At 45.1% G+C, this 11,895-nt stretch carries 11 protein-coding genes; 3 read left to right on the top strand and 8 right to left on the bottom strand.

Going from position 1 to position 11,895, the window contains the following annotated elements:
• Position 1 precedes the first annotated feature (1 nt).
• A complete protein-coding gene (gene hscA / locus QEP07_RS14900; protein ID WP_285010944.1) occupies positions 2-1,858 on the top strand; it encodes a Fe-S protein assembly chaperone HscA in 1,857 nt (618 codons plus the stop codon).
• Between the two features lie 68 nt (positions 1,859-1,926).
• Positions 1,927-2,718: a zinc dependent phospholipase C family protein gene (locus tag QEP07_RS14895; RefSeq protein ID WP_256007366.1), complete on the top strand. Its 792-nt coding sequence runs from the start codon at positions 1,927-1,929 to the stop codon at positions 2,716-2,718.
• Here QEP07_RS14895 and QEP07_RS14890 read toward each other — a convergent pair.
• From QEP07_RS14890 to QEP07_RS14855, 8 genes are all read right to left on the bottom strand, one after another.
• Positions 2,715-3,392, bottom strand: a complete 678-nt coding sequence (locus QEP07_RS14890) for a DedA family protein (protein WP_256007365.1) — start codon at positions 3,390-3,392, stop codon at positions 2,715-2,717. The two genes, QEP07_RS14895 and QEP07_RS14890, sit on opposite strands and share 4 nt — an antisense overlap.
• 75 nt (positions 3,393-3,467) lie before the next feature.
• Complete coding sequence (locus tag QEP07_RS14885) at positions 3,468-4,139, bottom strand: DUF4397 domain-containing protein (RefSeq protein ID WP_256007364.1); 672 nt, start codon at positions 4,137-4,139, stop codon at positions 3,468-3,470.
• A gap of 82 nt (positions 4,140-4,221) precedes the next feature.
• Positions 4,222-5,346, bottom strand: a complete 1,125-nt coding sequence (gene dnaN, locus QEP07_RS14880; RefSeq protein WP_256007363.1) for a DNA polymerase III subunit beta — start codon at positions 5,344-5,346, stop codon at positions 4,222-4,224.
• 32 nt (positions 5,347-5,378) lie between these two features.
• Positions 5,379-7,058 carry a gliding motility-associated ABC transporter substrate-binding protein GldG gene (gene gldG, locus QEP07_RS14875; protein ID WP_350223382.1) on the bottom strand — a complete coding sequence of 560 codons (1,680 nt, stop codon included), beginning with the start codon at positions 7,056-7,058 and terminating at the stop codon, positions 5,379-5,381.
• A complete protein-coding gene (gldF, locus tag QEP07_RS14870; RefSeq protein ID WP_256007361.1) occupies positions 7,055-7,783 on the bottom strand; it encodes a gliding motility-associated ABC transporter permease subunit GldF in 729 nt (242 codons plus the stop codon). The genes gldG and gldF overlap by 4 nt, the downstream gene beginning before the upstream one ends.
• Positions 7,784-7,821: 38 nt before the next feature.
• Complete coding sequence (locus tag QEP07_RS14865) at positions 7,822-8,796, bottom strand: c-type cytochrome (protein WP_285010943.1); 975 nt, start codon at positions 8,794-8,796, stop codon at positions 7,822-7,824.
• A 131-nt stretch (positions 8,797-8,927) separates the two neighbouring features.
• Positions 8,928-9,470, bottom strand: coding sequence for an outer membrane beta-barrel protein (locus QEP07_RS14860; RefSeq protein ID WP_285010942.1), 543 nt, complete (start codon positions 9,468-9,470; stop codon positions 8,928-8,930).
• A gap of 151 nt (positions 9,471-9,621) precedes the next feature.
• On the bottom strand, positions 9,622-10,332 hold the full coding sequence (locus tag QEP07_RS14855; protein ID WP_285011144.1) for an ATP-binding cassette domain-containing protein: 711 nt from the start codon (positions 10,330-10,332) through the stop codon (positions 9,622-9,624).
• A gap of 55 nt (positions 10,333-10,387) precedes the next feature.
• Between QEP07_RS14855 and QEP07_RS14850 the strand changes: the two genes are divergently transcribed.
• Positions 10,388-11,869 (top strand): glycine--tRNA ligase, encoded by a 1,482-nt coding sequence (locus QEP07_RS14850; protein WP_285010941.1) that lies wholly within the window; start codon positions 10,388-10,390, stop codon positions 11,867-11,869.
• The last annotated feature ends 26 nt before the right edge of the window (positions 11,870-11,895 follow it).

The following is an 11,895-nucleotide window of genomic DNA, read 5'->3' as shown; positions in this document are numbered from 1 at the left end:
TATGGCAAAGATATCCATTAACCTGGCAACAGGCTCTATACAGCAGGAAGAGATTATCGTTGGAATTGATCTGGGAACAACCAACAGTCTGGTAGCCTTCATCAACCCCGAAAAAAAACCCCAGGTGATCAATGATACCGGGAAGGGTGTACTGGTACCGTCAGTTGTCCATTTCAATGAAAATGGGGAAGCACTGGTCGGAAATGAGGCTAAAGAATTTCTCGTCTCCGACCCTGCGAATACGATATTTTCAGTTAAGCGGTTGTTGGGAAGAGCTTATAGGGATGTTGTTGACCATCAGGATACTTTTTCCTACAAAATAATTGACGATGAAACTGACTCGATGGTCAGGATCAAGGCGGGCGACAAATTTTACACCCCAGTAGAGCTTTCTGCTCAAATACTCAAGGAACTTAAGGCAAGAGCAGAGCATGCACTAAAGACTCCCGTGAACCGGGCAGTGATCACTGTTCCTGCGTATTTTAACGACAGTCAGCGTCAAGCCACCCGGGATGCCGGTAAGCTTGCGGGCCTTGATGTTTTGAGAATTGTTAACGAACCAACAGCGGCTAGCCTAGCGTATGGACTTGGCCTGGACCCCAGCGAACAGAAAACTATCGCTGTATATGACCTCGGCGGAGGAACATTCGACGTTTCTATACTGTCTATCCAAAACGGCATATTTGAAGTTCTTGCCACCAATGGGAATACTTACCTTGGGGGAGACGACTTTGACCGTGCTATCGTACATTACTGGATCGAAAAGAATCAACTAAATAGCGAAGTTGTCGCAACGGATACCGCGCTTATGCAGTCGCTTCGACTCAAGGCTGAAGCCGCTAAAAAGGCGCTTTCTACACAAAATCTTTTTAATGAGCAATTGGGAGATATCTGGTGTACGCTTGACAAACAAACCTTTGAAGACCTGATTGCGGATAAAGTTGCTGAAACGATAACCTCATGCAAACATGCGCTGGCTGATGCGAAACGGGAAATTGAAAATATTGATGAGGTTGTTTTGGTTGGAGGATCTACCCGTATGCCTTATGTAAGACAAGAAGTGGAGAGCTTTTTCAAAAAGAAACCGCACGATCAGCTAAACCCCGATGAGGTGGTTGCGCTCGGGGCAGCCATACAGGCAGACATTCTGGCGGGTAACCGGTCTGATATCCTCTTACTTGATGTTACGCCGCTGTCTCTTGGCATAGAAACGGTTGGCGGACTTATGGATGTGATCATCCCACGAAACTCGAAAGTACCCACCAAAGCTGGCCGGCAGTACACGACGTCCGTTGACGGACAGGTAAACATGAAGATATCGGTTTTTCAGGGTGAACGTGATCTGGTAAACGAAAACCGTAAACTGGCTGAATTTGATTTGAAAGGGATACCCGCTATGCCTGCAGGTTTACCGAAAGTTGATATTAATTTTCTGCTCAATGCCGACGGGATCTTAACGGTTCAAGCCATCGAACTTCGTTCGGGTGTAAAGCAGGAGGTTGACATCAAGCCGAGTTATGGTCTTACAGACGAAACGGTGGAACAAATGCTGATCGATAGCATTACCCATGCCGAAGCAGACGTCACCCAGCGTATGCTCATAGAAGCAAGAAGAGAAGGAGAACAACTTGTTTATACGGCTGAACGGTTTTTAGAAAAGCACGGCGAATATCTTTCACCTGAAGAGATCGCCGATACAAGAAGCCATATCCTCTCATTAAAAACGGCTTTAGGTCAGGGTCAGAAAGACGATATTCTTAAGAAAGCAGATGAGCTCAATGAATTTACCCGCCCATTTGCCGAACGTGTGATGGATATAGCTGTATCTTCAGCCATGAAGGGCAAAAGTATAGAATGAGGTTTGTCATTTTGGCGACAGCCGTCATAACTGTCATGCTGTGCAGTTCCTGGGGGTTTTTTGCCCATATGGAAATTAACAGAAAGGCGATATATACGCTTCCGTCAGGAATGCTCCGCTTTTATAAAAACAATGTATCCTACCTCTCCGATCATGCCGTGGATGCCGATAAAAGGCGATACGCTGATACGGCAGAGGCGCCAAGGCATTATCTTGACGTGGAACTATACGAGAAAAACATCGACAGTATACCGCGCAAATGGAATGATGCCATTACGCGATACGGGCAATCTACCTTACATAAGCAGGGCATTTTACCCTGGCAGATCGAAAAAAGCTATTATAAACTGGTGGATGCTTTTAAAGAACGTGATTCGATGAAGATACTCACCTATTCTGCTTATCTGGGCCACTATGTTGCAGACGCACACGTACCATTGCACACCAGCAGCAATCACGACGGCCAACTCACCAATCAGGTCGGCATTCATGCCTTCTGGGAAAGCAGGCTGCCGGAACTTTTCGCAGGCAATTATAATTTCATGGTTGGAAGAGCGAAATATATTGAAAATCCATTAACGGAAGCCTGGCGTGTCATTGCCCACTCACATTCACTTCTTGCATGTGTCCTGTCCAGTGAAGCAAAGGTAAGCGCGAGTTTTCCTGCACATAAAAAATACGGTTTTTCCAAAAGAAACAACAAGCTGCTAAAGCAATATTCAAAAGCCTATGCCAAAGCCTATGAGCTAGAGATGAACCACATGGTGGAGCTGCAAATGCGAGCTTCCATGCTCTCTATCGGAAGTTTCTGGTATTCCGCATGGGTAGATGCAGGTCAGCCGACGCTAAATAACTTTTAACTAACCGGAATATCTGCGTTGTCCGTAGCCGGCTTCTTTTTAAGCTTAGCCTTTATGGCAGCAAAAATAGCAGGGAAGAAGGTCACGACGGCAATTACAACGATAACCAGATCGAAGTTCTTTTTAACTACGGGTATCTGACCAAGCAGATAGCCAGCCATGAGCAAGCTTACGATCCAGGCCACTCCTCCTATAATGTTGAAAAACGTAAATCTGGCGAAAGGCATCTTTGCAACGCCCGCAACAAAGGGTGCTATAGTTCTAAAAATCGGCAAGAAGCGGCTAAAGATGATGGCTTTTCCGCCGTGCTTCTCAAAGAAAAGGTGCGATTGATTATAGTACTCCAGCTTCAGTATGCGATTCTTTTCTTTAAAAACTTTAATTCCGAGTAATCCACCGAGTTTGTAATTTAAAGTGTTGCCTAGTATCGCAGCAGCAATAAGCAGCAGCATCATAACCCAGATGCTTAAGCCTGTATTTCCTCCTGCAATAAGGGCTCCCATCGCAAATAACAGCGAGTCTCCCGGAAGGAACGGTGTAACTACAAAACCGGTTTCAGCAAAAATAATAAGGAACAGAATAGCGTACGTCCAATGCTGATAATTTCTGACGATTTCTTCCAGATGCGTATCGATATGCAACAGGAAATCTACTAACCAATTAAATACTTCCAAGACGAATAAATTAAGCCCAAAAATAAAAATATCATGGCAATAACCATGATATTTTTATTTTCAGATCACGAAAATCTAATTATCGATCACTTTATGACTTCGCAATTGCATACCCGTCTCGCCGTCCAGCCAAACCGTATAATTTTTTCCTGCTTGCAAATCCAGATCAATTACAGGTGAATCGGTAACGTCTGTTGCAGTTGCAGTAAACCTCATTCCCGGTTCCACAACAAAATACTTTGAGGTCTGTGCAAATTCCAAACCATTGCCCTCTGTCAAAACCTGATTGTTTTCGTCAAGTATTTTCACGTGACGCTCCAGATAACGGTTGAGATGCGCAAATCTCACCTTAGCTTTTCCCGCAACCGGCTCTGTATCGTTCACCAGTACTCCGGCCCTGTATTCGTCGCTTTGGGACTTAAGGAGCTGAAAAAAAACAACGGTGTAACTGCCACCAATAACACCGCTGTATGCTATGCTTGCGCTAGCTGTTTTTCCGTCAGATGAAAGCTCATACAAGTTTCCTCCTGAAAGAATTGTAGTAAATGGTGAATAAGTACCATATTCAAGAGCTACAGAATTCGCTACTTTACCGCCATTAATGTACATATCCTGAGGCGCAGAGCCCAAAGCAGCATTTAAAAACCTCACTTTTGCCTCGCCAACAGGTTCCGGCGGATCTTCTTTGATACAAGAACCCATGAGCAACACAAGGCTAAACAGGCTCAAAAAATATAATCTTTTCATGTTGATTTGTTAATTAAAGTGTTTACCAAACATAACAATGGCTCGGTCAAAAACCAAGCCATTACGTATTCTTTAACATAAATTAACCATAGTTATTCAGCATCACCGGCATTACCAGCATCAACACATCCTCGTTTTCGTCATTGGTTTGAGGAATAAGCAACCCAGCGCGGTTCGGCGTAGACAGCTCCAGGGTCACTTCATCGCCGCTCAAGTTACTTAACATTTCTATCAGGAATCTGGCATTAAATCCAATTTCCATATCTTCACCATCATACTGACAGCTAAGCCTTTCATGGGCTTCATTTGCGAAATCCAGATCTTCCGAAGATATATTTAACTCACTGCCGTTTATTTTTAACCTTACCTGATGCGTTGTCTTATTCGCAAATATCACAACACGACGCAGCGTATTTAAAAACAGGGAACGGTCTATAACCAGTTTATTTGGGTTATTAGCAGGAATGACTGCCTCATAATCCGGATAGCGCTCATCAATTAAACGACATACCAGATTAATATTTTCAAACTTAAAAAACGCACTTGTTGCATTATAATCCACGGAAACATTCACATCGCTGGACGGAAGCGCCGCTTTCAGTAAGGTAAGCGCTTTCTTAGGCAGAATAAATGCTGACGTCTTATCAGCTTTGCCGTCCTTCCGGCGATATCTGACAAGCTTGTGCGCATCGGTAGCCACAAAAGTGATATTTTGATCAGATAACTGGCAGTAAACGCCCGTCATGGCCGGTCTCAATTCATCGTTGCTTACAGCAAAAATGGTCTTTGTAATCGCCTCAGTAAGTACTGACGCCGGCAGATTCACTGACGAGGCATTTTCAACAACCGGTATCTTCGGAAAATCATCGCCATTCTCACCGCTCAATTTATACTTTCCATCACCGGCACTTATTTCAATAGAAAATGAGTTGTCATCAATGTTAAAAGAGATCGGCTGGTCAGGAAGCGTCTTAAGTGTATCAAGCAGTATCCTGGAAGGAACTGCCACCTTACCTTCCTCCTTAGATTCCACAGCCAGGGAGGTTGTCATACTCGTCTGCAGGTCGGTAGCCGAAATTGTTAAATTACCATCCTTTATTTCAAACAGAAAGTTTTCAAGTATTGGCAAAACCGTACTGGTGCTCGAAGCACCGTTCACCGTTTGCAGATGTTTTAATAACGTAGATGTTGATACAATGAATCTCATGGTTGTTTTAGTCTGTCTCAAAAATATAAAAATTACCTCGCATACCTGTACTTACGCAAGTAATGTTGAAAAATCGCAAATGATATCAACATCAGTAATGGAAGACCAATATTTAAGGCCTGCCACAATATTTTCTCGCTTTGAAGCCTTGCCCTGTCAAGCAATCTCATTTTGACATTCTTATTGCGGAGCGAGAAGAGATCATTATCACTCGTAAGGTAATCTACAATATTTAACAAAAGCACTTTATTGCCATAATTTCGGCCAGTAAATCTGTCAAATCCTAAAGGAAAAACAGATCCGTCCCTGCTGCTTACCTGATTTTTAAAGATATCCCCATCCCCAATAACAATCATTTTAGTCGCCTTACTGCGTTCAGGCACGACATACGTTTCACGAATACCTGAAGGTACCTGACGGTGGGCAAAAACAGAGGGGAAAGATCCTTCCAGCAGAACTGCGACACGCTTCGGAACACTTAAATAATCTTTAGGATCAGGCTGCTCAGCCACCGACTGCAGCGACAACAATCGCGGCGTATCATATACTTTATTGAAGGCAGAACTCCAAAGCAGGGTACGTTTAGTTATACCTTTCACACCTATCGTATCCACAGTACTTGCAAACTCAGTCCTGACGGCGTCGATATTCCTAACCAGGCTGCTCGCTGTATCAGGCATAAGAAGCGGATAATATACCCAGGGTGCCAGTTGAATTCCGGCTTCCCTCCCGCCCATACTTAAGGGAATTTCCGCACAATTGGCGTCGGCAATTAGATTGTAATTCACGCGTGCGCCATATACAAAGAGCATATCGTCCAGGTTCAGTTTCCTGTTAAAAGCAAGTTGCTCGTTCTCCTTTCCCATACTGTCCAGTTCGGCACCCACCTGATCGATACACCATACCACTTTGCCTCCCCTCATTACAAAATAGTTCAGTTTATATTTTTGGGCCTCCGTAAATTCCTGTTGCGGCTTAGCGACAATAAGAGCACTGAGTTTATCCAGACCAGCTTTTGTGATGGTGTTCAGATCTACTCTGCCAACCTCCAGATGAGCCGATAAGCTCTCCATTGCGTCGCCGAGCATGGCGTCGCTCAGTTCGCCATTTCCTTCCGTAAACCCAATTCTGAGTTGATCGTCGCTCAAAACTTTCTCGATTGCTGAGGTGAATGCATATTCGAGATTTTCAATCGAACTATTGATGTTATGCTCATAACCACCACCGGCATCCTGGTTTTGAAGCAATTTGAGAGGAATCTGTCGGCCATTCGCCTCAATCAGGGCCATCGGAAAAATGGTCTTCTGTGCAAATCCCGCATCATTCTTAATATTAAGGGTAGTGGGCTCAATACCCGCTTCATACAAGCTGTTGATGACCGAATCCTGCATGGCTACCGTAAGATCGGCTATCGGATCAACGAAATTGATCTGCACGCTGCTTCCACCGTACGCCTGATAGTCTTTAAGCAAATCCTTCGTACTATTTCTAAGACGTTTAAAAGCAGAAGGCAGATCCCCGTCCAGAAAAACCGTTATCACTACGGGCTTATCTATATTTTCGACGAGCGACCGGGTTTGCTGACTAAGCGTATATCTTTTCTCCTCCGTAAGATCGAATCGCGCGTACACAAAACTTGAGACCACATTAGCCACAAGAATTACCAGAGACAGCATAAGCCATCTACCCCATCTGTTAAACCATCTGTTCACCACTTACGCCCCTCCAGTAACACCCTGGTACCCCCCAGAAAAAACAGGATAAAGCTTAAGAAATAGACCACATCCCGCGTATCCAGCACACCTCTCGACATCGATTCGAAATGCGTGTTAACACTCAGGCTGAGCAACAGATTTTCCATATGACGCAGTGCAAAGACAGCACTCACAGCCTGAAGTCCGGAATAAGCAATAAAACATATAAAAACTGACACAGCAAAAGCTATCGCCTGGTTCTTGGTCATTGCCGATGCAAACACACCGACGGCAATAAAAGACGCACCAAGAAGGATCAACCCGAAATAGGATCCGATTACAGCACCAGTATCTATATTTCCTTCCGGCATTGCCAGACGGTGAACAGAATAAAAATAAACCAATGTCGGTACAAGCGCAAAAAGCAAAAGTACAAAGCAGGCCAGATATTTCCCAAAAATGATCTGCCAGTCGGTGAGCGGACGCGTAGCCAGCAAAATATACGTTCCCTCCTTTCGTTCCTCCGCGAAGGAACGCATCGTTAGCGCCGGAGCAAGAAACATAAGCAAAAACGGCGAAAGGCTGAAAAAGCCTGTTAGCTCTGCATATCCATATTCCAATATGGATGTATCTGGAAAAAGCCACAGCAACAACCCCAGGGCAAGCAGAAACACGCCGATGGTGATATAAGCCATCAGCGAGTGGAGTAAACTGAATAATTCCCGTTTAAAAACTGCGCGCATGCATCTTTGTTAATGCTGCCGAAGTTAGAAAAAATCCGTTATTTTTTCTCGGTAAAGCGGGTTACACGGTTACCGATCGGCTTAACTGTTTTCAGGTAGACATACATCGCCCCCAGGTCCGACTCCCTCATTCCTGCATACATTACCCATGGCATTACGGTCTGAAAGCCCCCCTTCCCTACGTCCGACGACACATTCGAAGGCGAGTGGGATTTGAAGCGTGCGATGAACTGTGCTTTGGTCCAATTGCCAATTCCGGTGGCCCGGTCTGATGTAATGTTAGCTGAAGACACTGTGCCGGTTGGCATGACGAAATCCCTTCCTCCGGCAAACTCCATTCCTTCGACATTAGCACCCTTGTCCTGTTTAGTGTGACAATCCACGCAGGCCGCCGCGTTTACCAGATACGCACCGTATTTCAGCGTATCTGATTCAGCAGGACGGTTCTGATGTACAGCCTCGGATGGAATGGTGTTCACAATAAAGTTCAACGGAAAATCCAGTTTCCTTTCCGGAACAGTAGACGACTGAGCGGGAAGTGTTCTCAAATAAGCTATGATTGCATAGATGTCTTCCCTGTCCATCCTGCCATATGCAGGATAAGGCATAATATTCATCAGTGCCCGGCCCTCTTTGGTCACACCCGTGGTAATCACCCTGTAGAGCTCTCCATCTGTCCAGTCCTTTAGGTTAAAGGGCGTAATATTGGGCGAATAAACCGAGCCGGGAAAACCTATGCTGTGGTCAAACTTCTCTCCGCCCTTTCCCAGCGAAGTTAACACAGGCGGACCGGCAAACTTAGACCAGTCGCGTTGCGAGTGGCAGTCCACACACAAGGTAACATGATTGGCAAGATAACGGCCTCTTTCAATCCGTTCAGGACTGGAGTCAACCTTCAGATCTATGGCCTCACCCACATTGGGCAAACCAAATTTAACATAACCCAGGACGCATCCGATGAGCAGTACAATAATTAAAATGACATAGCCGAGAACCTTAAACAATTTTTTCATTATTGGCGTAATTTAAATGGTCGGCAAATATAAGATATTCTGACATTTAAATTACAAAGCACAGGCAAAAAAGAAGCGGGGCCTCCACTTGAAGACCCCGCCCGTAAATTATTAACCTAAAAATATAAATCTTAGAGACCGAAGTTCCAAGCCAGTCTTAAGCCGATAGTCTGAGGAGTAACAATACCATCGCCCTTAGTCCAGCCCTCATAACGGGCGCTTAATTCCAGGGCCGACTTATCTGCTACCGGAAACTCAACACCCAGTCCAGGTGAGTAGGCAAACCGGGTTCCGAAACCGTCTTCGGTTCCAAATACAGCACCTGCCTCAGCATTAACGAAAATGTTTTCAGCTAAAAAATAACGCAAACCAGCTTTAACAGGAATCACGCCTATGCTGCCGCCATCAATAGTGACTCCACCCAATTGATAGTCCTTACCTTGAAAACTCAAATACCCCGCATTTGCCGTAAAGTTCAGTTTGTTGGCAATCGGGTGCTGATACAACAAAGATCCGCCTACGCCAAAATCAGATACATCACCGAAATCGCCGATTGGAAAACCAAATTCAACGCCAACACCCAACTTAGGTCCGGACATCGCTGGATCTTGTGCTTTCACACCAGAGAACGCAAATACACCTGCAATTGCAGTCAATAAAAATAGCTTTTTCATGCTTGTTTAATTTAAATGTTTAATCATTTTTAAACATGAGATGCAAAAAGTTGGCCATAGTTACTTGGCAAAAGCAAACTTCTCTACAAAAAATCTAAAGTCGCTTATAAACGTTTAAGTATCTGCCCAAAAACCATCGTTTTGACCATTATCATAAAATAGTCAATTTTCTGAAGATGTCTTCGAGCGAAGATGAGGGGTGTGCATTTTTAAGATCAGCGAGACTACCGTTTGTAACAATCTGTCCCTGGTGTATAATAATAACGTCATCGCACAACGCCTCTACCTCCTGCATAATGTGCGTAGAAAGGACAACTGTTTTCTTTTCGCCAAGTATTTTTATCAGCGACCTGATCTCAGTAAGCTGGTTTGGATCCAGTCCGGATGTAGGCTCGTCCAGGATCAATACCTCAGGATCGTGAATGATGGCTTGGGCCAGGCCTACCCGTTGCCTGTATCCCTTCGACAGCATTTGAATTTTCTTGTGCTGTTCGGCTTCCAATCCCACCAACGAAATAACGCGGGCTACCCGTTGAGAAATTTGCTTCAAGCCATAGGTTTCTGCTACGAAATGCAGAAACTCCTTCACATACATATCAGTATACAGCGGTGTATTTTCCGGCAGGTAACCGACTATCCTTTTTACTTCCATGCCTTGCAAACGGGTATCATAACCGCCTACCGAGGCGGAACCTGCACTTGGCTGCAAATAACAGGTAAGCATCCGCATGGTGGTCGACTTACCCGCGCCGTTCGGGCCTAAAAAGCCGAGTATCCTGCCTGGAGCTGCCTCAAAACTGATCCTGTCTACCGCTATATGGCTTCCGTAATGCTTACTTAAATCCTTGACTTTAATGCTCAACTGTGCCGACTTTAGGTGAACCAAAATTAAATATTTTCTATAAGTTTGCACCATTATGGCAAAACAGACTAACGACGAGCAATTTAAGAATGTAATATCCCATGCCAAAGAATATGGTTTCGTATTCCAGAGCAGTGAAATATATGACGGTTTAAGCGCTGTGTATGACTACGGGCAACTGGGCGCTGAGTTGAAGAATAACATCAAGACGTACTGGTGGAAAGCCATGGTGCAAATGCACGAGAATATCGTTGGAATCGATGCCGCCATCTTCATGCATCCTAAAGTGTGGAAAGCGAGCGGCCACGTCGATGGTTTTAACGATCCGATGATCGACAACAAGGATTCCAAGAAGCGCTATCGTGCCGACCAGCTGCTGGAAGATAAAATAGCGCGCTATGAAAAAGACGGTAAGACAGAAAAAGCTGCCAAGCTACAGGCCGATATGGACGACGCACTTAAAGCGGAAAACCTGCCATTGCTAAAAACTCTGATCGAAGAACACGAAATAGCCTGCCCGATAAGCGGCACCCGCAACTGGACTGACGTCCGTCAGTTTAACCTGATGTTCAGCACACAGTTTGGCGCCATGTCGGAAGATTCGGACCAGGTCTACCTCAGACCTGAAACCGCACAGGGCATTTTTGTTAACTTCCTTAACGTCCAGAAAACAGGGCGTATGAAAATACCGTTTGGCATAGCACAGATCGGTAAGGCGTTCCGCAACGAAGTAATCGCGCGTCAGTTTATTATGCGTATGCGTGAGTTCGAACAAATGGAAATGCAGTTCTTTGTACGCCCAGGCGAAGACCAGAAATGGTTTGCCTATTGGAAAGAAGCCCGTCTTAAGTGGCATCAGGCTTTAGGCACCTCACCCGAAAAGTACCGCTATCACGACCACGTCAAACTGGCGCATTATGCCAACGCGGCTACGGATATCGAATTTGAATTCCCCTTTGGCTTCAAGGAAGTCGAAGGTATTCATAGCCGTACCGACTTCGACTTGTCGCAGCACCAGGAATACTCAGGTAAAAAGATGCAGTACTTCGATAACGACCTGAACGAGGAAGGCAAGCCATATGGTAATTATATCCCATATGTTATTGAAACGTCCATCGGTTTAGATCGCATGTTCCTGCTCACCATGATCAATGCTTATGATGAAGAAGATCTAAGCGAGGGCGACAAGAAAGATAGCCGCACTGTGCTCAGGTTACACCCCTGCCTGGCTCCTTATAAAGTTGCGATTTTCCCGCTCACTAAAAAAGACGGCTTGCCAGAGAAAGCACGTGAAATCATGAACAGCCTTAAGTTCGACTTCAATTGTGTTTACGAAGAGAAAGACGCTATAGGTAAGCGCTATCGCCGTCAGGACGCCATCGGCACGCCTTTCTGCCTAACTATCGATCACCAGACACTGGAAGACAATACCGTTACCATCCGCCACCGGGATACCATGGAGCAGCAGCGGATTGAGATCAGCCACCTGCATGAAATTATCGATGCGAAAACCAACTGGAAAAATCTGTTAAGATAATCCAGGCAGGATATTACGAGAGCCGC

The organism is Pedobacter faecalis, from assembly GCF_030182585.1.
GTDB classification, from domain to species: Bacteria; Bacteroidota; Bacteroidia; order Sphingobacteriales; family Sphingobacteriaceae; genus Pedobacter; species Pedobacter faecalis.
The sequence above is the reverse complement of the archived record's forward strand: the minus strand, read 5'-3'. Positions and strand labels throughout refer to the sequence as shown.